The sequence below is a fragment of the Dermatobacter hominis genome (genome assembly GCF_020715685.1).
Classification (GTDB): Bacteria; Actinomycetota; Acidimicrobiia; order Acidimicrobiales; family Microtrichaceae; genus Dermatobacter; species Dermatobacter hominis.
The window spans coordinates 1,616,373-1,638,036 of record NZ_CP085840.1 but is presented as its reverse complement, the minus strand read 5'-3'; the positions used below and the strand labels follow the sequence as shown (position 1 = coordinate 1,638,036).

The window sequence follows — 21,664 nt, the reverse complement described above, 5'->3', positions numbered from 1 at the left end:
CTGCTCGGGCAACGACGGGGCTGAAGGGGGACGTCGTGGCGGCAACCGGTGTGGTCGACGACGCGTCCGCGATCGATGCCGCACCCCGCGCCGGTCGGCTCACCTTCCGGCCCCCGCGCCTGTCGGACCCGCGCCTGCACGTCGCGTCGGTGGTCATCAGCGTCCAGGTGCTCGGGCAGGTGTCGCTCGGCTTCGACCTGTCGATCGCGCAGATCCTGGTCTCGCTGGTCACGGCGGCGGCGATCGAGCTGGCGCTCACGGTCCCGCGCACCAGGGTCGTCGCCTGGCCCGCCAGCGCGATGCTCACCGGCAACGGGATCGCCCTGATCCTCCGGGTCCCCGGCACGGAGCACGGGGACTGGTGGAGCCTGCGCGGCTGGTACGTGTTCGCTGCGACCGCCGCCCTCGGCGTCCTGTCGAAGTACGTAATGCGGGTCGGTGACCGGCCGCTGTTCAACCCGTCGAACGTCGCCCTCGTGGTCACGTTCCTGGTCCTCGGCTCGGGCCTGGCCGACCCCCAGGACCTGTGGTGGGGGCCGATGTCGGTCGGGCTCGCCCTGACCTACGCGGTGGTCGTCGTCGGGGGGCTGGTGATCACGCGGCGCCTCGACCTGCTGCGCGTGTCGATCGGCTTCTGGGTCACGTTCGCCGCCCTGATGGCGCTGCTCGCGGCCGCCGGCCACGAGATGACCGCCAGGTGGAGCCTGGGACCGGTGTCGGGTCTGGACTACTGGACCACGCTCGCCCTCTCGCCCGAGGTGCTGATCTTCCTGTTCTTCATGATCACCGACCCCCGCACCGCGGCCCGCGGTCGCACCGGAGGGCTGCTGTACGCCGTGGGCGTCGCCGCCGCGAGCGGGGCGCTCGTGGCGCTGCAGACCACCGAGTACGCGACCAAGGTCGCGCTGCTGACCGGCCTCGTCGTGGTCTGCGGCCTGCGTCCGCTGATCGAGCGCTGGGCCCCGGCCACCGACCCGACGTCCGGTCCGGTGGACTGGCTGACCCGCAGCCGGTGGCGCCCCGCCGTGCTCGCGGCCACCGGGCTCGTCGTGGTGGCGGTCGTGGCGGTCGGCGGCGCGCTCGCCGAGCCGGTGGTGGTGCGGCCGGAGGGCGGCGCCCCGGAGCGGCCCCCGGTCGAGCTCCGGGCCGACCAGGTCCCGACCGTCGAGGTGGCGGCTGCGCTCGAGGAGATCGGCGGTTCGTTCGACCGCGACGTCGCCGAGCGCATCGTCGCCGACACGTTGGTCGATGTCCTGGTCGCGGACCGCGCCGTCGCCGCCGACGACGACGGGTTGGCCGCGGCGGTCGCCTCGGGCCCGTTCCTGGACGACCTCGTCGGTCGCGAACCCGTGGCGGCACCCGTGCGCACGTTCGAGCGCGCGGTCGTCGACGTTGTGCGCGACCCCGAGGACTTCCAGGCCCAGCCCCGGCTCGCGATCACGGTCGACGGCACCCGGGACGGCGAGGCCTGGTCCGCGACCTACCACGTGCTGGCGACCACCGGCGATGCCGTCGTCGAGCGCGAGGTGGGCGCGGGCTGAGGTCGCCCTCCGGGTCAGCCCGCGGGCGGGGTCGAGGCTGCGTAGCCGTCCTCGACGATCATCCGGCCCATGGGCTCGTAGTCCTCGCGGGTCGGCGGTGCGATCGTGTCGAGGCCGTCGACGTAGCGGTTGAACATGCAGAACGCCGCGGCGATGAGGACGGTGTCGTGGATCTCCACGTCGGTGGCGCCCTGCGCCTTGGCGTCGTCGATCGCCGCCGCCGTCACGTTCCTGCCGCTCTGCTGCACCTGCGCCGCGACGGCGAGCAGGGCCCGGAGCTTGGGCGTGATCGGTGCCGAGGCCGGGTCGGCCATCACCTCGTCGACCAGCTCCCACCCGCCGTCCACCTGCAGGGCGGCGAACGTGGCGTGCGAGTTGTGGCAGAACTCGCAGTCGTTCAGCAGCGAGACGTACGCGGCGATCGTCTCCCGGTCGCCCCGGCTCAGCGTGCTGTCGCCCCGCAGCAGCACCTCCGCCAGCTCGTTCAACGGTCGTGCGGTCTCCGGCCTGAACATCATCCCGGCCAGGATCCCGGGCGCGTCAGGTAGATCGATGTGCGGCATCGCTGTCCCCCTCTTCGGCAGCCAGGTCGAGTGTAACGAGGCCGATCTGCGCCGTCGCCCGCGACGCGCCGCGGCCTAGCGTGGCCGGACCGGCCGCGCCGACGGCGCCGCACGCACGATCGGGGACCGATGGACGAGCGCAGGGACTGGGTCGCGGTGGCGATGGGAGGGTTCCGGGCCGCATCCGGGGTGTCGTTCCTGGTGGCGCCGCACACCGCGAACCGCTGGTGGGGCGACGACGCGGAGCCCGACACGACCGCGAGCCTGCTGCTGCGCTCGATGGGCTACCGCGACGCGCTCGTCGGCGGGATGCTCGCCTGGCGCGGCTGGCGCGGGACCGGCGCCACGGGGTGGTACCTCGCGTCGGCGGGCGCGGACGCGTCCGACCTGCTGGGCGGCGTGGCCAACCACCACCGCATGACCGAGCGCCAGATCGCGATCGGCCTTCGGAGCGCGGCGTTCGGCATCGGCGCCGGGGTGGCCGGCGCGGTCTGGAGCGCCTGGCGCCAGCGCCGCTGATCGCTCAGCCCTCGAGCGCCTCGCAGACGGCGAGCTCCTCGACCGCTCGGAGCGTCGGCAGCAGCTCGTCGCTCACCTGGTTCGAGATCGTGAACGTCACCGAGCGCGAGCCGTCCGCCGAGGCGGCCATGAACTGCGTGTAGCCGAGGATCGACCCGGTGTGGCCGTACACCGTGCCGCAGCGTGTGTCGTAGCGGAACTGCGCCGGTCCGGCCCCGTTCTCGCCCGGGCCGGTCGGTTCGGAGCTGCCGGGGAAGGTGAAGCGGCGCTGCTCGGCCACGACCTCGGGCCCGAAGAGCTTCCCGCCGACGTAGCCGCGGATGAACTTCGACAGGTCGGCGGGCGTGGTGATCACGCCACCCGACGACCACGCCCAACCGCCCCAGGCCACGCCGTCGGTGACGTCCTCGACCGAGCCGTCGGGGAGGGGCTGGTAGCCCGACATCCGCGGCGCCTCCACGTCGGGGTCGTCGGCCGCGGGCAGGTACGTGTCGTCCATCTCGAGCGGGTCGAGCACGCGCTCCTGCAGGTTGTCGGCGTAGGACTCTCCCGTCGCCCGCTCGATCATCAGCGCGGTCACGATCGGGTTGGTGTTCGTGTAGAGGTAACGCTCGCCCGGCTCGAACTGCACGGCGGCGTCGGCGGTGAGGGCGATGATCTCCTCGGGCTCCGGTGCGGCCTCGGGCGAGGCGTTGATCGCGGCGGCGACCGCGTCCTGGGCGGGGTAGTCGGGCAGGCCGCTCGTGTGCGTCAGCAGCTGGCGGAGCGTCACGGCGCGGTAGGTCTCGGGCGCGTCGGGCAGCAGCTCGCCGACGGTGTCGTCGAGCGAGAGCACGCCCTCGTCCACGAGCGACAGGGCGACGGCGCCGGTCATCGCCTTGTTGAGGCTGGCGGCCCGGACGTGGTCGTCGGCGGAGGGGGCGCCCTCCTCGCCGGCCGTCGCCTGCCCTGCGGCGTGGACCGTCGTGTCGCCGTCGACGTCGATCACGCTGATCGCGCCGATGGGCCCGTCGGTGCGCTGCACCAGGAGGGCCATAGCCTCGTCGAGGTCCGACGTCGGCAGCGCGGCCTCGCCGGTGTCGGCCGCCGTGGTGGTCGGCTCCTCGGCGTTCCCCTCGGCGTCGCTGTCGTCCGTGCACGCCACCGCCCCGGCCACCATGCCGAGGGCGAGGAGCGCGCCTGCTGTCCGTCGAGCCCAGATCATCCGGTGGAGGGTATCGGCGTCACCCTCGCCGGCGCGGCTCATCGGCCGTAGGTCTCGACCGCCGCGTCGGTCCCGCCGCCCGTCGGCACGGCGACGCCGTGGGAGGACAGCACCGCCTCGAGCGAGTCGAGCGTCCGCAGGACGGCGTCCTCGCGCGCGTTGTAGCCCATCGTGCCGATCCGCCAGATCCGACCGTGCAGGGGTCCGAACGACGTGCCGATCTCGATGCCGTGGCCGGCGAGCAGGTCGGCCCGGACCGCGTCGGCGTCGACCCCGTCGGGGATGTGGACGCCCACCACGTTGTGCATCCGGTGGGCGTCGTCGCCGTAGGTCGAGAGCCCGAGGCCGCGCAGCCCCGCCGCCATGGCTGCGCCGTGGAGCCGGTGGCGCTCGACGGCGGCGTCGACGCCCTCCTCGAGCAGGATCCGGGCGCACTCGAACGCCGCGTAGAGCATGGAGGTGGCCTCGGTGTGGTGGTTGAGGCGGAGCGGGCCCCAGTAGTCGAGCACCATGCCGAGGTCGAAGTAGTTGGACCGGATCCGCTCCTCGGGCGGCAGCTCGTCGTCGAGCCCGGCGCCCTGGATGCCGGCCTCGACGCTGTGGCGGGACCGCACCCGCTCGACGGCGCGGCCCGACAGCGACACGGGCGCGCTGCCGGGCGGTCCGGCCAGGCACTTCTGCAGGCCGGCCGATGCGACGTCGACGCCCCAGGCGTCCAGCTCGAGCGGGTTGCCGCCGATCGAGGCGGTGACGTCCGCGTAGAGCAGCACGTCGTGGCGCCGGCACACCTCGCCGAGGTCCGCGAGCGGCTGGTTCATGGTGGTCGAGGTGTCGCCCTGCACGGTGGCGACGAGCACGGGCCGCTTCCGGAGGATCGCCTCCTCCACCGCCTCCGCCGGCACGACGCCGCCCCACGGCACCTCGACGGTGCGCACGGTCGCCCCGCACCGCTCGGCGATCTCTTTGAGCAGGTGGCCGAAGCGGCCCATGACCAGCACCAGGACGGGATCGCCGGGTCGGAGCAACGAGACGAGGCACGCCTCGATCCCGGCGCGGGAGGTGCCGTCGACGACCAGCGTGGCCTCGTTCGCGGTGCGGAACACGCCCCGGTACAGCGCCATCGTCCGCTCCATGAGCCCCGTCATGGCCGGGTCGAACTGGCCGATCAGCGGGCGCGACATGGCGGCGAGCACGCGCGGGTCGGCGTCGATCGGGCCGGGACCCATAAGGAGTCGCTCCGGCGGCTCGAACGGGGTGAGGTCGACGCCGTCGCTCACCGTGGCCCCGGCGGGTGGTGCGCGGCCCAGTGGCGGGCGATGTCGACCCGCCGGCACACCCAGACGTCGTCGTGCGCGGTGATGTGGTCGACCAGCCGGCGCAGGGCGCCGAACCGGGCCGGCCGGCCGATCACGCGGCAGTGGAGGCCGATCGACAGCATCCGCGGGCTCGTCGCGCCCTCGGCGTGCAGCTCGTCGAACGCGTCGCGGCAGTAGGCGAGGAACTGCTCGCCGGTGTGGAAGCCCTGCGGGGCCACGAAGCGCATGTCGTTCGTGTCGAGCGCGTACGGCACGACCAGGTGGTCGTGGCCGTCGACTTTCGTCCAGTACGGCAGGTCGTCCGAGTAGGAGTCGGAGTCGTAGAGGAACCCGCCGTGCTCGACGACCAGGCGTCGGGTGTTGGGCGAGTCGCGGCCCGTGTACCAGCCGAGCGGCGGCGCACCCGTGAGCTCGGTGATGATCTGCACGGCCTCGGCGAGGTGCGCCCGCTCGGTCTCGACGTCGACGTCCTGGTAGCTGATCCAGCGCAGCCCGTGCGACGCGACCTCGTGGCCGTCGGCCAGGATGCGCTCGACCGCCGCGGGGTTGGCCTGCAGGGCCCGGGCGACGCCGAAGACCGTGAGCGGCAGGCCGCGGTCCCGGAAGAGGTCGAGGATCCGCCAGATGCCGGCACGGCTGCCGTACTCGTAGAGCGTCTCCATGCTCATGTGCCGGTCGGGGAACGGGGCGGCGCCGATGATCTCCGACAGGAACGTCTCGGACGCGGGGTCGCCGTACTGCACCGAGCACTCGGCGCCCTCCTCGACGTTGAGGACGAAGGACACCGCCACCCGGGCGCCGCCGGGCCAGCGCACCTCGGGCGGCGTCGGGCCGTAGCCGACCAGGTCCCGGTCGCCGGGGCCGTCGACCCCGGGATCCCTGCCCCAGCGGGCGGCAGCGGGGGAGGCGGGTTCGGTCACCGGAACCCCGGATCGCCGACGGACGAGGGCGGGACGGTTGCGGAGAGCACCTCGTCGAGCTCCAGCAGCGTGCGCAGGAGGACCTCGGCCCCGGCCACGAGGTGGTGGGCGTCGGTGCGCTCCCGGGGCGAGTGGCTGATGCCGCCGATGCTCGGGACGAAGATCATGCCGACCGCCAGCATCCGGCCGATGACCTGGGCGTCGTGCCCGGCGCCGCTCGGCAGGAGCTCCCAGCTCGTGCCGGTGCGCTCGCAGACGGCCCGGGCCGCGTCGACGATGCGGGGATCGCTGGTGACGGGCGGGACCATCTGGCCGAGCCGCCGGTCCATGGCGACCCCCCGTCGCGCCGCAACGGCGTCGATCCGCTCGATCAGGCGGCGGGTGCCCGCCGCGAGCGTCTCGGGGTCCTCGTCGCGCAGCTCGATGCCCATCTCCACGCGACCCGGCACGACGTTGCGGACGTTGGGACCGACGAGCAGGTGGCCGCAGGTGGCCACGCGCACCGAGCCCGGTCCGGGCAGCGACTCCACGGCCAGGACGACGTCGGCCGCGGCGGCCAGGGCGTCGTGGCGCAGGTCCATCGGGGTCGTGCCGGCGTGGTTCGCCACGCCGGTGATGCTCAGGTCGAGCGCCTGGCGGCCGGTGATGGCGCTGACCACGCCGATCGACGTGCCGTTGGCGTGCAGCACCGGTCCCTGCTCGATGTGCAGCTCGACGAACGCGTCGATCGCATCCGGGTCCCAGCGCGCCTCGCGCAGGCGGTCGGGGTCGCCGCCGGCCGCGAGGATGCGCTCGCCGACGGTCACGCCGGCGTCGTCGACCTCGTCGGGCGGGGCCTCCTCGGTGTGGCCGACGCACGCGTAGCTGCCGGTCATGCCGCTGGTGCCCCTCGCGCCCTCCTCGTTGGCGAACGCGGCCACCAGCAGGCCGTGCTGCATGTGGTGCCCTGCGTCGTGGAGGCTCGACGCCACCTCGAGCGCGGCCAGCACCCCGTAGGTGCCGTCGAGCGGCCCGGCCTGCACGACGGTGTCGAGGTGGCTGCCCGTGGCGAGCCAGCGGTCGCCGTGGCCGGGGCTCCGCCCGACGAGGTTCGCCGCCGGGTCGACGGTCGGCCGCAGGTCGGCCGCGGCCATCCAGCGGGCGACCAGGTCCCGTGCCTCGACGTCGGCGTCGCCCCACGCCTCGCGCGTGACGCCGCCCCTCGGGTCGGCGCCGATCCGCGACAGCTGGTCGATCCGGTCGAGCAGCCGGTCGCCGTCGATGGAGATGTGGGAGGTCGACGCGATCACGGCGACACCAGCCGGCGGATGCGCAGCGCCGCGATCTCCTGGACCTGGGCGAACGCCTCGTCGGCCTCCTCCTCGGTCGATCGCGGCAGGCGGCGCTCGAGCTCGTCGAGGACCTCGGCCTGCGTCCGGCCCCGGACGGCGATGATGAACGGGAACCCGTGCCGCTCGACGTAGTCGGCGTTGCCGGCGGCGAGCCTCCGGGCCACGTCGTCGTCCATCCGGTCGAGGCCGACCGAGCGCTGCTCGTCGATCGAGGCGTCGGCCATCGGCCGGCGCGCGCCGAGCTGCGGGTGGGCGCGGAGCAGCGCGAGCCGGGCCTCGTCGTCGAGCGCGTGCGCGGCGGCGTGGAAGCCGTCGACGAGCGCGTCGAGGTCGGCGAACGGGGCGGACCCGAAGGCGGCGTCGGCGAGCTGCGGCGAGTCCTCGTAGACCTCGCCGAAGGCCTGCAGGAACGCCCCACGGTCGAGGGAGGACACCTCGGCCACGCTCCAGGTGCTCATGAGCCCCGGTAGGTCGAGTACGACCAGGGGGTCACGAGCAGCGCGACGTGGACCGCGCCCGTGTCCGGGCCGATGCCGACGTGCACGGGCACGAGGTCCAGGTACGGGGTGGTGCCGGGTTCGACCGCACCGGTGGCGGCGAAGTGGTCGCCGACGGCGAACGTGAGCTCGTAGCGGCCCGGCCCGAAGTCGTCGCCCTCGACCAGCGGCGCGTCGGTGCGGCCGTCGTCGTTCGTGCGCACCTCGGCCACCACCGTCGGGATCCCGTCCTCGGCGACGCGCACCACGACGATCGCCACGCCGGCCGCGGGTCGCCCGCGCGACACGTCCAGCACGTGCGTGGTCAGCCGCGCCGGCCCGTCCGTCACCGTGGCGCCCTCATCGACCGCGTCCTCATCGGCAGGGTCCGGTCTCGATCGTGCGGCAGATCCCGTTGATGATGTCCGATCCGTCGGCGCCGCGGATCTCCCGGTACCACGCCTCGGTCACGTCGGGGTCCTCGCCGTGGGTCATGCGGGCGCGCTTCGTCGCCCGCTCCATGACCTCGGCGGTCCGCGGGACCCGCTCGTCGGAGTAGCGGCGGAGGGCGTCGGCCACCGAGACGTTGGTCGACCGGAGGTAGCCGGCCAGCACCAGCGCGTCCTCCATGGCCTGGCACCCGCCCTGGCCCAGGTCGGGTGGGGTGGCGTGCACCGCGTCGCCGAGCAGCGCCACGCGGCCCCGGGCGAAGTCGGTCACCGGGTCGTTGGAGCGGATCACCACGTGGTTGGTCGCGTCGGGGTCGAGCGCCGCGATGACGTCGAGCACCGGGGCGTCCCAGTGGCCGAACTGCGAGGAGAGGAACTCCCGGGCGTCGGGCTCGCCGTCCCAGCCCGGCACCGAGCCGGGGTCGGGCAGCGGCACGTCGAAGAAGAAGTAGTGGCCGTCGCGCACCGGCATCGACGAGACGCGCTTGCCCTCACCGAGGTAGACGGTCCACGCGTCGTCGCGGCCCATGCCCTTCGGCACGATGCCGTTCCAGTTGTGGTAGCCGACGTAGTAGCGCTCGACGTCGTGGCCGAGCACGTGCTCCCGCAGGCTGGAGCGGGCGCCGTCGGCGACCACCACCAGCTCGGCGGTGACCTCGGTCGTGGTGCCGTCGTCGAGCTCGACGGTCGCCGTCACGGCGTCGTCATCCTGGTCGAGGCCGACGCACTCGACGCCGAGCGTGATGTGCTCGGGCCCGGCGGCCTCGAACAGCAGGTCCTGGAGGTCCGAGCGCCGCACCGGGTAGGGCCGTTGGCCGACGCGGGAGATGAGCGGCTCGAGGCTGAAGTCGCAGTAGGCCTCGCCGTCGGGGTCCCGGTAGGTGACGTGGTCCATGACCCCGCCGATGGCGGCGATCCGCTCGCCGAGCCCCAGGAGGTTGAGCACCTTCACGCCGTTGGACCACAGCGAGATCCCGGCGCCGACCGGCCGCATGACCGGCACGCGGTCGATGATCCGGACGCGGTGCCCGTCCCGTCGCAGCGCGATCGCCGTGCTGAGGCCGCCCATCCCGGCGCCGACCACGAGCACGTCCAGCGATTCCACGCCTCCGTAGATACCTCCGGCTCCCCGATGCCGCAACAGTTTGTTGAAGTCGATCGTGTGAACAGTTCGCGACGGGCTTGATCGGCGAGGAGGCCGTCCGGATGATGGGCGCCGACATGGCCACCTCCCACCTCCCGCCGCCCGACGGGGTGCTCCACACCCGGACCGGGCCCGTCCCGGGCGACCGGTACGTCACCGCCACGCCCGACACGCTCCGCTGGGGCGTGCTGCCCACGCCCGACAGCGAGCCGGTCGAGTCGCTGCCCGACGGCGGGACGATCACGTTCGACACCGTGAGCCACGAGGGCCTGCTCGGCGACCAGGGCGCCGACCCCGTCGCGTTCTTCGGCGACCGGGGCATCCCACAGGACCGCATCCTCGACGACGTCCGGGAGCTCGAGGGCTCCGCGCTCGGCCGCCGGCTGCCCCACGACGGACCCCACGCGGTGCTCGGGCCGGTGCGGGTCGAGGGCGCGCAGCCGGGCGACGTGCTGGTCGTCGAGCCGCTCGAGCTGCGCTGCCGGGTGGACTACGGGATCATCAGCAACCGCCACGGCCGCGGCGTGCTGTCGGGCGAGATGCCGCTCGCGGACGGCGAGGGCGAGGTCCCCGACGTGGTGTCGGTCCTGGCCCGCGTCGGCGAGGACGGCCGGGGCAGCGTCACGGGCACGACGGGTCGCCGGGTCGGCTTCGACCTGGCGCCGTTCCTCGGGCTGGTGGGCGTCACGCCGGTCGAGGCCCCTCCCGGCGGGTCGCTGCCGCTGTCGTCCACGCCGCCCGGCCCGCACGGCGGCAACATCGACGTCCGCCACCTCGGCGTCGGCTCGCGGCTGCTGCTGCCGGTGCGGACCGAGGGCGCCGGCCTGTACGTCGGCGATCCCCACTACGCCCAGGGCAACGGCGAGGTGGCCCTGACCGCGTTCGAGGCGCCGCTGCGGGCCACGCTGCGGGTCGGCGTCCTGCGGGGCGAGGAGCCCCGCCGGCTCGCGGCGCTGCTCGACGCGCCGTGGGCTCGCACCGACGAGCACACGATCCTGATCGGCCTCGGCGGCACGCTCGACGAGGCCATGCGCGAGTGCGTGCGCCGGGCCGTCCGGTACGTCGTCGCCGTCACCGGCCTCGACGACGCGACCGCGCTGGCCTTCCTGTCGGCCGCCGCCGACTTCGAGGTGTCGCAGGCGGTGAACCTCGTCGTCGGCGTCCACTGCCTGATCCGGACCTCCGACCTGGCGTGATGGGGCAGTCTCCAGGGGTGACCGTGCTGCCGACCGACGACGTCGACGCCTTCGTCGGCGTCCCCGAGGTGCTCCTGGCGGGTGGCGACGGCCCGCTGGCCGGGAGCACGCTCGCCGTGAAGGACGTGATCGACGTCGCCGGCCGGGTGACCGGCGCCGGCAACCCCGACCTCGCCGCCTCACGGGCACCGGCCCCGCGCTCGGCGCCGGTGGTCGACGCGCTGGTCGCCGCCGGGGCCACCGTCGTCGGCAAGACGGTCACCGACGAGCTCGCGTACTCGCTCGGCGGCGACAACGTGCACTACGCCGTGCCCCGCAACGTGGCCGCGCCCGGCCGGAGCCCGGGTGGGTCGTCGTCCGGCTCCGCCGCCGCGGTGGCCGCCGGCCTCGTCGACGTGGCGCTCGGGACCGACACCGGCGGATCGATCCGCGTGCCGGCCAGCTACTGCGGGATCCTCGGATGGCGGCCGACGCACGGCGCGGTGAGCGCCGAGGGCGTGACCCCGCTCGCGCCGTCCTTCGACACGATCGGGCTCCTGGCCCGCTCGGCACCGCTGCTGCGCGACGCCGCCGAGGTCGCGCTGGGCACCGGCCCGCTCGCCGGTGCGGCGCCCGCTCCCGTCCGGCGGTTGGCGCTGGCCGCCGAGCTCGTCGACGTGCTCGAGCCCGAGGTGGCCGAGGCGCTGCTCGAGGGGATCGAGGCGACCCTGGGTTCGGTGCCGGCACGTCGGTCGCTCGGCATCGACGTGGACGAGTGCCTCGGCACCTTCCGCACCCTCCAGGGCGCGGAGGCGTGGGCCGAGCACGGCGCGTGGATCACCTCGTCGAAGCCCACGCTCGGCCCCGCCACCGCCTACCGGTTCGACGTGGCGTCCAGGGTGACGGCGTCGGACGTCGCCGAAGCCCGGCCCGTCCGCGAGCGCGTGCGCGCCGCGGTGCTGGCCGCCACCGCCGACGGCACCGTGCTGCTCGGTCCGCCCGCCGCCGGCCCGGCGCCCGAGCCGGCCCGCCACGACGAGGCGTCCGAGCGCATCCGCGCCGACACGCTGCGCCTCACCTCGGTCGCCGGGCTGGCGGGGGCGCCGGTCGTGGTCCTGCCCGGGGCGTCGGTCGCCCCGGAGGGCTTCCCCCTGGGCATCGCGCTGATGGGCGCACCGGGCACCGACCTCGCGCTGCTCGACCTCGCCGCGGGGCGGTGACGGTCAGATCTTCAGGAACAGGGCGACGGTGACCACCGCGCCCAGCGTGACCACGCACACCCGGAGCACCGTCTCGTTCATGCGACGGGCGATCGACCCGCCGATGTAGCCGCCGACCAGGCACGTGGGCGCGGCCACGAGCACCGACGCCCAGTCCACGGGCCCGAACAGCCCGAAGATGACGACGCTCACGGTCGCGTCCAGCAACGAGATCACCGACTTCGTGGCGTTGAGGTTGCGGATCGAGTCCTTGATCGTGAGCCCGAGCACGCCGAGTACGATCACGCCGAGCGCGCCGCCGAAGTAGCCGCCGTAGATCGTGGCGAGGAACACGCCGACGACCGCCGCGACGGTCGGGCGGTGGTCCGCGCCCGCCGAGTCCTTGAGCCGCCGGCGCACGACCGGCTGCAGCGCGGTCATCACCGTGGCGACGAGCACGAGCACGGGGACCACGACGTCGAACGCCGACGACGGGGTGACGAGCAGGAGCACGCAGCCGGTGATCGAACCGGCGAGCGTCGCGGCCAGGAGCGGCGGGAGCAGGTGCCGGCGCTCGCCGATCTCGTTGCGGAAGGCACCGACGCCCCCGAGGTACCCGGGCCAGGTCGCGACCGAGTTGGTGACGTTGGCCGACAGCGGCGGCAGCCCGGTCACGAGGAGGGCGGGGAACAGGATGAGCGAGCCGCCGCCGGCGATGCTGTTGACCAGCCCGCAACCGGCGCCCGCGAGCACGAGCAGGACGACGTCGCCGGTGCTCACGGCCTGCCGTCCCGGTGACGCGTCAACAGACTGTTGAACACCCGGGGCATGGCGGACAGTCTGCGCAGCCGTCCGGGGTCGGCGCCACCCGGCCCGGTGGATTTCACCGGACCGAAACAGCCGCGGTTCGGCCTCGGCGCGGCCCTAGTGTTCGCGTCCGTGACCGACCAGGATGCCGGCGACGGCCTGCCGGGTCGCCCCCTCGTGGGCGACCCCCTCGACGACGACGCGCTGCTCGACGCAGCCGAGACGATCACCGGCGCGTGGTGGCTGTACCTCATCACCGGCGTCGCGTGGTTCGTGCTCGCGTTCGTCGTGCTGACCGTCGACGCGGCCAGCGTGTGGACCGTGGCGATCCTCGCGGCCATCGCCTTCATCGTCGGCGGCATCTTCGAGCTCGTCCTCGCCTCGATGGTGCGGTCGTGGAAGTGGGTGCACGTCGTGTTCGGCGTGATCAGCATCGTGGCCGGCATCGTCGCGCTGGCGTGGCCCGAGCAGACCTTCGTCGTCCTGGCCGCGGTGCTCGCCTGGTACCTGCTGTTCATGGGCATCTTCGAGATCGTCGTGTCGTTCATGACCCGTCACGACGACGAGCTGTGGTGGCTGCGCCTCGTCATCGGCGTGATCGAGGTGCTCATCGGGTTCTGGGCGATCGCCTACATCGGCCGGGCCATCTTCCTGCTGGTGATCTGGGTCGCCGCCGCGGCGCTGGCCCGGGGGCTGTCGGACCTGTTCATCGCGTTCGGCCTCCACGGCGCCCACGGCCGCATCCACCGGTCGCGCATGGTCTGACGCCGACGGCGGGGCTCCGGCGTGTTCGGGCTGCCTAACATGGGTGGATGAGCCCGATCGTCGACGCCGCCAGCCTCGAGGCCGTGGTGGGGGAGCGCCCCGCCATCGGCCACCTGAAGTCGATCCGCTTCCTCGACGCCCACTGCGACGCGCTCCTCGCCCGCTCGCCGCTCACGGTGGTGGGCTCGGTCGGCGCCGACGGCGCACCCCGCGTGCGGGCGGTGGGCGGCGGTGCCGGCGTCTGCCGGGCCGACGGTCCGCAGGTCCTGGTCCTCGGCGCCGGGACCGCCAGCGGCTCGCTCGACGTGGCGGACCTCGTCGACGGGGCGCCGGTCGGTGCGCTGTCCCTCGTGCCCGGCTACGGCGAGACGCTGCGCGTCAACGGCGTGCTGCGCCTCGCGCCGACGCCCCGGATCGAGGTGCGGGAGGTGTTCCTCCACTGCGCCAAGGCCGTCATCCGGTCCCGGCTCTGGGACGACGTCGAGCCGGCGGGCAGCGCAGCGTCGGCCGGGACCGGGCTCGCGGACCCGGGCGTGCGCGACCACCTCGCCCGCTGCCGGTTCGTGGCGCTGTTCTCGCAGGACCCGGCGGACCGCTTCGACGACGGCGGCGCCGACGTCAGCCCCAAGGGCGATCCGGCCGGGTTCCTCCACGTGGTCGACGACCGCACGGTGGTCATCCCCGACCGCCCCGGCAACCGGCGCACCGACACGCTGCACAACCTCGTGTCGAGCCCGGGGCTCGCGGTGCTGGCGTTCGTCGCGGGCGACGACCGGGTCGTCGAGCTGCGCGGCCGGGCCCGGGTCACCGACGAGCCCGGGCTGCTGGAGCCGCTGGTGGTCAGCGGGAAGGTCCCGGCCGCGGCGATCGTGCTCGACGTTGACCACGCCGAGCTGCGGACCGAGCCGGCCGTGGCCGCGGCCGGCGTGTGGGACCCGTCGCGGCGCGTCGCGCTCGGCGACCTGCCGCGCGGCAGCCGCATCTGGACCGACCACGTGAAGCTGAACGAGGACCCGGGCGAGGAGGCGGACCTGGTGCGGCAGTTCATCGAGGAGGCGCCGCTCGCCGAGGGCCTCGAGCAGGACTACGCGAACAACCTCTACTGACCGGGCCCGGGCCCGGGCCCGGGGTCAGGCGTAGCGGAGGACGGCTGCGGCGGCGCCGCCGCGGTAGACGTCCTCGGCCCGGACGGCCAGGACGGTGCCGTCCGAGGCCAGCACCCGGCGCACGACCTCGTCGATGATGTCCGCGGCGCCCTCGTCGCCCTCGTCGGCGAACGTCACGGCACCGTCGTCGTCGACCCGGCCCCACACGATCTGGTCGATGTCGACGACCAGCGTGTCGATCTGGCCGTACGTCGCGGACCGGGCGAGGTCGGAGACGTCGGTCTGCACGCGGTCCTGGCCGTCGCGCAGCGAGAACAGGTCCGCGAGCTGCTGGAGGTCCTCCTCGTAGACCTTCGCCAGCACCTCGCGGGCCTCGCGGGCGATCTGGAGGTCGTCGATCTTCTCCGGGCTGCCCTCCAGGCCGATGTCCTCGAGCTCGGGCGACGTGTTCACGGCGCGGAACGCGCTGGCGGTCGGCTCGGCGGCGGCCAGGAGCAGGGGGAGCTCGTGGCCCCTGACGAGCGGACGGATGGCGGCGTCGACCGCCCGGGCGTACTGGCGGAGCCGGATCTTGCTGCCGTCGTCGCCGCTCAGCGAGCCCTTCTGCACGTGGTCGGTGATCTTGTGGTGATGGGTGGCCGCCGCGGCGCTGGCCGGGAGGTCGGGCACCTCCACCTCGATCGGTCCGTAGTCGGGGCCGAGCTCGAGCAGTCGCACGGACCCCTCCGCCAGCGCGAGCACGAAGCACGCCTGCGGGAAGGTGACCGATCGCAGCAGCGGCTTGACGAAGTAGCGGTCGGTGACCTTGACCACCGGTGTCAGCTCGTTGGCGAGGTGGTAGCTCCGGAGGACCTCGCCGTCGGTGAACACGGCGAGCGTCCGGGCCTGGTGGTCCCAGTAGAGGGGGTCCTCGTCGAGCTCGCCCAGGAGCTCCTCGAACCCGGCGACCCGGCGCTTGTCCACCCCGGCCTCGTGCAGTGCGGCCACGGCGCGGGCGACGGCGTCCTTGTACGCGATGCGCTCGGCGTCGGTGCGGTCGGTCACCGGTGACGTCGCCAGGTAGATCGTCGCCCGGGCGTCGCCCCGGTCCGAGAGGAGCTGCTCGATCTCGCCCGGGGTGGGCTGGTGGACGTGCATGGGCGCGCTCCCGTCGATCGACGCGGGGTGGAGGTCGTGCTCCGACCCTACGCGTCCGATCGGCCAGCTGTGCCGGAGAGCCACCACGGCCGGGCCGGGAGCGACAAGGATGGACGACCGACCGGTCCCGAGGCGGGATCCGCGATCCCGAGAGGACGTCGACGATGACACGAACCCTTCCCCGCTCACGGTCGTGGGTGGCCGTCGCCCTCGTGGCCGTTGCCGCCCTCGGCCTGGCCGCGTGCGGTGGTGACGACGACGACTCGTCCGAAACCACGACGACCGAGGCCGAGACGACGACCACCGTCGCCGGCCAGACGGTCCGGTTCGACGAGCAGATCCAGCAGGAGCTGGCCGACGTGGGGTGCCACCCCGGCACCGTCGACGGCGTGCTCGGGCCCAAGACCGACGAGGCGATCCGGGCCTTCCAGGCCGCGTCGGGCCTCGAGGTCGACGGCGAGCTCGGGCCCGAGACCGAGGATGCGCTGAAGAAGGCGGTCGAGGAGGGCAAGAAGGTCTGCGAGGAGTCGACCACCACCACGACGACGGCGACCACGACGACGACCGCCGGCGGCCAGGCGCCGTGCACGGCCTCTGCGCTGCTCGGCGGGCTCCCCGCCGAGGGCGAGAAGATCGCCAGCTTCGTCTGCGCCGACGGCTACGCCGCAGGGTCGCTCAACGACGGCACGAAGTTCATCCTCCAGTCCAAGGACGGCAAGTGGTACGCCTACAGCGGCCAGGACCCGTGCGGGTCGGCCAGCGCCGGGCTGCCGCCGGTCATCCTCGAGGACGGCTGCGGGTCCTGACCCGATCCCGACCGGCGGGCCGCCCGGCTCGCACCGAACGCTGCCGGAGGGGCGGGCCGACCGGTCCGCCCCTCCGGCGCGTCCGGGGCCGGTCCGCGCTCAGGCGGGGATGACGTCGAGCAGGTCGGCGATCGAGTCGATGACGTGGTCCGGCCGCTCGGTCGAGCGGTCGAGCACCTGCTGGCGGAACTTCCCGGTGCGGACCTGCACGCCGACCATGCCGACGGCCTGCGCGGCCAGCACGTCGCTCGCGAGATCGTCGCCCACCATCAGGAGCTGGGCCGGCTCGGCGCCGGTGGACTCGGCGGCGGCGAGGAACATGTGCGGTGCCGGCTTGCCGGCGACGACGGCGGTGGCGCCCGTGCTCTCCTCGAGCATCCGGACGTAGGCGCCGCCGTCCAGGCAGTAGCCCTCGCCCGTGCGCCAGACCGGCGCGCCGTGCATGGCCACCAGGGCGGCGCCGCCCATCAGGCAGTTGAGCGCCACGTTCATCTGCTTCCACGTGAACGACGGCCCGCCGCCGCCGACGACCACCACGTCCGCGGTGGCGTCGTCGGGGTCCGCCATGCGCAGCCCGGCGAGGTCGGCGTTGGCGCCGTCGTTGAGCAGGAGGCATCGGGCATCGGGGTGGTGGTCCTGCAGGTAGGCGGCGGTGACCGCGGCGGCGGTGAACAGCTCACCGGCGCGCACCTCGATGCCGGCCTGGACGAGCGTCGCCGCGATCCGGGCCGACGTCGCCGACGTCGTGTTGGTGACGAAGCGGACGGGCAGGTCGCGGCGCCGGAGCTCCTCGACCGTGCGGGCCGCGCCCGGGAAGGCCGTGGAGGACGTCAGCAGCACGCCCTCGATGTCCAGCAGCACGCCGGCGACGGCGCCCCTCCCGGACCCCGCTGCTCCAGCTCCTGCCACCTCGACTCCTCGATCGCGCTGGCCGGATCCTACGTCCTCGCGCCAGGGGACCCCTGCCCGTGGCCGTCGGTCGACGGGACATCCGAGGGCGCCGCGGGCGCCGGCGCGGATGCCGTGGTCGCCGTGCCCCGGGGCAGCGGCAGCACGAGCGGCGTGCCGGTCAGCGGGTCGGCGATCACCTGCGACCGGAGCCCGAAGACGTCCTCGACGACCTCGGCCGTCATCACCTCGGCGGGCGGGCCCTGCGTGACGATCGAGCCGGCCTTCATGGCGATCAGCCGGTCCGCGTAGCGGCAGGCCAGGTTGAGGTCGTGCAGGACGAGGACGATCGTGCGGCCCTCGTGCTCGTTGAGGTCGGCGAGCAGGTCGAGGACCTCGACCTGGTGCGCGAGGTCGAGGTACGTCGTGGGCTCGTCGAGCAGCATCAGCGGCGTGTCCTGTGCCAGGGCCAGGGCGATCCACACCCGCTGGCGCTGGCCGCCCGACAGCTCGTCCACCGTGCGCTCGGCCAGGTCCGACGTGTTCGTGCGGGCCATGGCCCTGGCCACCGCCTCCTCGTCCTCGACGGTCCACTGCCGGAACCACTTCTGGTGGGGGTAGCGCCCGCGCGCCACGAGGTCGGCCACCGTGATGCCCTCGGGTGAGCTCGGCGACTGGGGGAGGAGGCCCAACCGGGTGGCCACCACCTTCGTCGGGAGCCGCTGCACGTCCTCGCCGTCGAGCAGCACGACGCCGTCCCGCGGCTTGAGCAGCCGCGCCAGGCCGCGCAGCAGCGTCGACTTCCCGCACGCGTTGGCGCCGACGATGACGGTGACGCGCCCGTCGGGGATCTCGACGTCGAGGTCCTCGACGATCGTCCGCTGGTCGTAGGCCAGCTCGAGGCCCTCCGCCGCCAGCGGTGCCGTCCGCTCCGAGGCGCCCGCCGCGCCCGCCGCGAGCCGTCCGTCGTCGGTCATCTGCATCACCCTCGTCCGATCCGGTTGCCGACGGCGAGCAGGTACAGCAGGAACGGCGCGCCGAGCACGCCGGTCACGATGCCGACCGGGATCTCCGTCGGGGCGAAGAGGCGTCGGGCGATCAGGTCCGACGCCAGGAGCAGCAGCGCGCCGGTCGCGGCGGCGGGGAGCAGCCCGACCGTGCGCACGCCCGTGAGCCGCTTGGCGATCTGCGGCGACGCGAGCGACACAAAGGCGATCGGTCCCGCCGCCGCGGTCGCCAGCGCGGCGAGCGCCACGCCGACGAGCAGCATGAGCGCTTGCGTGCGCCGGACCGAGCTGCCCAGCCCGATGGCGGTGTCGACGCCGAGCTCGAGCATGCGGAGCTGCCGTCCCGAGGCCATCGCCACCGGGACCAGCACGACCAGCGCGACCGCCACCGGTACGAGGTCGTCCCAGCCCCGGCCGTTGAGGCTGCCGACCATCCATACCGACGCGCGCGTCGCGTCGACGAGCTGCGCCTTGGCCAGCAGGTACGAGATCACCGCACGCAGCAGCGCGCTCATGCCGATACCCACGAGCACCAGCCGGTAGCCCGTGATCCCGGAGCGGTACGACAGCACGTAGATCAGCACCGCCGTGCCGACGCCCCCCACGAGCGCGGCGGCGGTGACCTGGTCGACGGTGCCGGACCAGAGGACGATCGTCGCCACGGCGGCCGCCGCCGCCCCCGAGTTGATGCCGATGACGTCGGGGCTGGCGAGCGGGTTGTCGGCCACGCGCTGGAAGAGCGCGCCGGCGACCCCGAAGGCCGCGCCGACGACGACGCCCAGGGTCGCCCGCGGCAGCCGCAGCTCGCGGACGATGAACTCGGAGCCGCCCTCGCCGGTGCCGCCGAACACGATGCTGATGACGTCGCTGATGGCCACGGGGAAGTCGCCCACGGCCATCGACCACGCGAAGACGACGGACGTCGCCGCGAGCAGCAGGACGGTGACCACCACGGCGCGCAGGTCGGTCCGGAACGAGAACCCGAACCGGGACGACCGGAGCACGAGCCCGCTGATCGGCGGGCGGAGGCCGGCATCGCTCACCGGGACCCCCGTCGCGCGAGTTCGGCCCGCCGCGGCCGGGCGGCGGTCACAGGGCCGCCAGCTTCCGGCGACGGACGAGCACGATGAAGAACGGCGCGCCGATGACGGCCGTCATCACGCCCACCTGCACCTCACCGGGCCGGGCGACGACGCGGCCCAGCACGTCGGCGACCAGGAGCAGGAGCGGGCCGAGCACGGCCGACCACGCCAGGATCCAGCGGTAGTCCGGTCCGCAGATCGCCCGGGCGGCGTGGGGCACGACCAGGCCGATGAACAGGATCGGGCCCGCGCCGGCGGTCGCGGCGCCGCACAGCACCACGACGGTGGTGGCCACGATCGCCCGCTGGACGTGCACCCGCTGCCCGAGCGACCGGGCGACGTCGTCGCCGAGCGCGAGCGCGTTGAGCGGCCGGCCGAGGCAGAGGGCGACGACCGCGCCGAGGACGATGAAGGGCATGACGGCGGCGACCACGTCGCCCTCGCGCCCGGCCACCGAGCCGACGGCCCAGAACCGGAACAGGTCCAGCGCCGCGGAGTCGGCGAGCAGGACGCCCGACGTCAGCGAGGCCATCAGGTACGACATCGCCGCGCCGGCGAGCGCGAGCTTCACCGGCGTCACGCCGCCCCGGCCGATCGCGCCCAGCCCGTAGACGAACGCGCTCGCCACCGCGGCGCCGAGGAAGGAGAGCCACACGAACCCGGCGGGCGCGGTGATGCCGAAGGCGCTGATCCCGACGACCACGGCGAGCGCCGAGCCCGCCGAGATGCCGAGGATCCCCGGGTCGGCGAGCGGGTTGCGGGTCAGGCCCTGCATGAGCGCGCCGGCCAGGCCGAGCGCGGTGCCGACGCCGAGCCCGAGGATCGTCCTCGGGATGCGCAGGCTGCGCACGACCGTGTGGTCGTTCGACGAGTCGGGCGACACGAGGGCGTCCCAGACCGTCGACAGCGACAGGGGCTTGGCCCCGAAGGCCACCGACGCGGCGACGGCGGCGACGAGGAGCACCAGGCCCACCGCGAGCCCGCCGGCCCGGGACCAGTTCCGGTCGAGGAGGCCCAGGCGCCGCGACTCGTCGGGGATCGACCCCGACCCAGCGTCGGCAGCGGCCTCGCCGTCGGGGCCCGCATCGGCGCGGGCCGGGGCGGTGGCGCTCACGCGATCCCGGTCTGCGCGGACGACACCGCGGTCGTGAGCTGGTCCATGACCTTGGCGAACGCCCCGTACCCGAGCGCCGAGGTGAGCACCCACGGGACGAGCTGGTCGGCCTGGATGGCGGGCAGCTGGCGGGCCGACTCGGGCATCTGGGCGACGATCTGCTCGGCGGTGGCGCCGGTGCGGGCGTCGCCGAGGATCAGGTCGGCCGGGTAGCGGCCCGCCTCCTCCCACGACAGGTTCTGCCAGTACTCCTCGTCGGTGTCGGGGTCGACGACGTCCATCCCGAGGGACTGGTAGTAGGTCAGGTCCGAGTAGCCCGACGGCACGGCGATGTACATCGTGTCGGTGCTGCCCGACGCGGCGAGCACCTTGAGGCCCGGCTTCGCAGCGAGCGCCTCCTCCAGCTTTCTGCTCGACGTCTCGAAGGCGGCCTTCGCCTCCTCCACCTGCTCCGAGTCGGGCGCTGCTCCCAGCGCCTCGCCCACCCGGCCGACCTCGTCGAGGATCTGGTCGATGCGCTGCCCGCCGACCTTGATGCCGATCACGGGCGCGATCGCCTTCACCTTCTCGAGGTCGGCGTCGTCGATCCCCCAGTACGAGCCGGCCTCGTACGACGGCGTGATGATGAGGTCGGGCTGGAGGGCCGCCAGCTGCTCCAGGTTGATCTCGCCGTACGTCTCGCCCAGCGACGTGAACTGGTCCGGGTCGGCCAGGCCGACCTCGGGGTCGGGTGTTCCGTCGGACCGCTTCAGCGGACCGAACGTGCCCTCGACGTCGATGCCGAGCTCGTACAGCCCGCCGGCGACCATCGTCTCGGCCACGAGGGTCTCGGGGGCCTCGTCCAGCTCGACCCTCACGCCCAGGTCGTCGGTGAAGGTCCACGGCCCGGCCTCGGTGGTGGTCGAGCCGCCGCCCTGGGCCTCGCCCTCGTCGGCCCCCTCGTCGTCGGAGCCGCCGCACGCCGCCGCCACGAGGGCGAGGACCAGGAGGAGCGCGACGGCGATCGGGGTGCGGGACGGGCGGGTTGTGCGCTGTTCGGAGGCGCGACCGGTGCTCGGCACGGGGAGGGTCCTTTCGAGACGGGGTTGCTGCACCAGTGATGTTAGGTGTCCCTA

At 74.0% G+C, this 21,664-nt stretch carries 22 protein-coding genes; 7 read left to right on the top strand and 15 right to left on the bottom strand.

The window, feature by feature from the left end:
* The first annotated feature begins 35 nt into the window (after positions 1-35).
* Complete coding sequence (locus LH044_RS07600) at positions 36-1,541, top strand: hypothetical protein (RefSeq protein WP_227759207.1); 1,506 nt, start codon at positions 36-38, stop codon at positions 1,539-1,541.
* 14 nt (positions 1,542-1,555) lie between these two features.
* Here the strand turns inward: LH044_RS07600 and LH044_RS07595 are convergent, their stop codons facing one another.
* Positions 1,556-2,104, bottom strand: coding sequence for a carboxymuconolactone decarboxylase family protein (locus LH044_RS07595; protein WP_374210566.1), 549 nt, complete (start codon positions 2,102-2,104; stop codon positions 1,556-1,558).
* Positions 2,105-2,233: 129 nt separating this feature from the next.
* On the opposite strand from LH044_RS07595, the gene LH044_RS07590 reads away from it, so the two are divergent.
* On the top strand, positions 2,234-2,623 hold the full coding sequence (locus LH044_RS07590) for a hypothetical protein (RefSeq protein WP_227759203.1): 390 nt from the start codon (positions 2,234-2,236) through the stop codon (positions 2,621-2,623).
* Positions 2,624-2,627: 4 nt separating this feature from the next.
* Here LH044_RS07590 and LH044_RS07585 read toward each other — a convergent pair whose 3' ends face one another.
* From LH044_RS07585 to LH044_RS07555, 7 genes are all read right to left on the bottom strand, one after another.
* Positions 2,628-3,827, bottom strand: coding sequence for a serine hydrolase domain-containing protein (locus LH044_RS07585; RefSeq protein ID WP_227759202.1), 1,200 nt, complete (start codon positions 3,825-3,827; stop codon positions 2,628-2,630).
* Between the two features lie 38 nt (positions 3,828-3,865).
* Positions 3,866-5,053, bottom strand: coding sequence for a pyridoxal-phosphate-dependent aminotransferase family protein (locus LH044_RS07580; protein WP_374210600.1), 1,188 nt, complete (start codon positions 5,051-5,053; stop codon positions 3,866-3,868).
* Positions 5,054-5,100: 47 nt separating this feature from the next.
* Entirely contained in the window at positions 5,101-5,988 is an 888-nt protein-coding gene (puuE, locus tag LH044_RS07575) for an allantoinase PuuE (protein WP_374210599.1), read from the bottom strand.
* 71 nt (positions 5,989-6,059) lie between these two features.
* Complete coding sequence (locus LH044_RS07570) at positions 6,060-7,352, bottom strand: Zn-dependent hydrolase (protein WP_227759197.1); 1,293 nt, start codon at positions 7,350-7,352, stop codon at positions 6,060-6,062.
* The gene (gene uraD, locus LH044_RS07565) at positions 7,349-7,852 is read right to left on the bottom strand and encodes a 2-oxo-4-hydroxy-4-carboxy-5-ureidoimidazoline decarboxylase (RefSeq protein WP_227759196.1); all 504 of its coding nucleotides are present in this window, start codon (positions 7,850-7,852) and stop codon (positions 7,349-7,351) included. Before uraD ends, LH044_RS07570 begins: the two co-directional genes overlap by 4 nt.
* Positions 7,849-8,220, bottom strand: coding sequence for a hydroxyisourate hydrolase (uraH, locus tag LH044_RS07560; protein ID WP_227759195.1), 372 nt, complete (start codon positions 8,218-8,220; stop codon positions 7,849-7,851). The genes uraD and uraH overlap by 4 nt, the downstream gene beginning before the upstream one ends.
* Before the next feature lie 25 nt (positions 8,221-8,245).
* Positions 8,246-9,424, bottom strand: a complete 1,179-nt coding sequence (locus LH044_RS07555; protein ID WP_227759193.1) for an FAD-dependent monooxygenase — start codon at positions 9,422-9,424, stop codon at positions 8,246-8,248.
* 101 nt (positions 9,425-9,525) lie between these two features.
* Here LH044_RS07555 and LH044_RS07550 point away from each other — a divergent pair, with 101 nt between their 5' ends.
* A complete protein-coding gene (locus LH044_RS07550) occupies positions 9,526-10,659 on the top strand; it encodes an acetamidase/formamidase family protein (protein ID WP_227759190.1) in 1,134 nt (377 codons plus the stop codon).
* Positions 10,660-10,676: 17 nt separating this feature from the next.
* Positions 10,677-11,858: an amidase gene (locus LH044_RS07545; protein ID WP_227759189.1), complete on the top strand. Its 1,182-nt coding sequence runs from the start codon at positions 10,677-10,679 to the stop codon at positions 11,856-11,858.
* Between the two features lie 3 nt (positions 11,859-11,861).
* Here LH044_RS07545 and LH044_RS07540 read toward each other — a convergent pair whose 3' ends face one another.
* Positions 11,862-12,617: a sulfite exporter TauE/SafE family protein gene (locus LH044_RS07540; RefSeq protein WP_227759188.1), complete on the bottom strand. Its 756-nt coding sequence runs from the start codon at positions 12,615-12,617 to the stop codon at positions 11,862-11,864.
* A 159-nt stretch (positions 12,618-12,776) separates the two neighbouring features.
* On the opposite strand from LH044_RS07540, the gene LH044_RS07535 reads away from it, so the two are divergent.
* Both LH044_RS07535 and LH044_RS07530 read left to right on the top strand, forming a co-directional pair.
* Positions 12,777-13,409, top strand: coding sequence for an HdeD family acid-resistance protein (locus LH044_RS07535; protein WP_227759187.1), 633 nt, complete (start codon positions 12,777-12,779; stop codon positions 13,407-13,409).
* A 47-nt stretch (positions 13,410-13,456) separates the two neighbouring features.
* Positions 13,457-14,515: a pyridoxamine 5'-phosphate oxidase family protein gene (locus LH044_RS07530; RefSeq protein ID WP_227759186.1), complete on the top strand. Its 1,059-nt coding sequence runs from the start codon at positions 13,457-13,459 to the stop codon at positions 14,513-14,515.
* 24 nt (positions 14,516-14,539) lie between these two features.
* Here the strand turns inward: LH044_RS07530 and LH044_RS07525 are convergent, their stop codons facing one another.
* A complete protein-coding gene (locus LH044_RS07525; RefSeq protein WP_227759185.1) occupies positions 14,540-15,652 on the bottom strand; it encodes a baeRF11 domain-containing protein in 1,113 nt (370 codons plus the stop codon).
* Positions 15,653-15,849: 197 nt separating this feature from the next.
* Between LH044_RS07525 and LH044_RS07520 the strand changes: the two genes are divergently transcribed.
* Positions 15,850-16,458 (top strand): peptidoglycan-binding domain-containing protein, encoded by a 609-nt coding sequence (locus LH044_RS07520; protein WP_227759184.1) that lies wholly within the window; start codon positions 15,850-15,852, stop codon positions 16,456-16,458.
* A gap of 99 nt (positions 16,459-16,557) precedes the next feature.
* On the opposite strand, the gene LH044_RS07515 is transcribed toward LH044_RS07520, so the two are convergent.
* Genes LH044_RS07515 through LH044_RS07495 form a run of 5 tightly spaced genes read right to left on the bottom strand, consistent with a single transcriptional unit; the run spans position 16,558 to position 21,610 of the window.
* Complete coding sequence (locus tag LH044_RS07515; RefSeq protein WP_227759183.1) at positions 16,558-17,367, bottom strand: TIGR01458 family HAD-type hydrolase; 810 nt, start codon at positions 17,365-17,367, stop codon at positions 16,558-16,560.
* Positions 17,368-17,396: 29 nt separating this feature from the next.
* On the bottom strand, positions 17,397-18,323 hold the full coding sequence (locus LH044_RS07510; RefSeq protein WP_227759182.1) for an ABC transporter ATP-binding protein: 927 nt from the start codon (positions 18,321-18,323) through the stop codon (positions 17,397-17,399).
* Between the two features lie 5 nt (positions 18,324-18,328).
* The gene (locus LH044_RS07505) at positions 18,329-19,396 is read right to left on the bottom strand and encodes a FecCD family ABC transporter permease (protein WP_227759181.1); all 1,068 of its coding nucleotides are present in this window, start codon (positions 19,394-19,396) and stop codon (positions 18,329-18,331) included.
* Positions 19,397-19,442: 46 nt separating this feature from the next.
* Positions 19,443-20,549, bottom strand: coding sequence for a FecCD family ABC transporter permease (locus LH044_RS07500; RefSeq protein ID WP_227759180.1), 1,107 nt, complete (start codon positions 20,547-20,549; stop codon positions 19,443-19,445).
* On the bottom strand, positions 20,546-21,610 hold the full coding sequence (locus LH044_RS07495) for an ABC transporter substrate-binding protein (protein WP_227759179.1): 1,065 nt from the start codon (positions 21,608-21,610) through the stop codon (positions 20,546-20,548). The genes LH044_RS07500 and LH044_RS07495 overlap by 4 nt, the downstream gene beginning before the upstream one ends.
* Positions 21,611-21,664 lie beyond the last annotated feature (54 nt).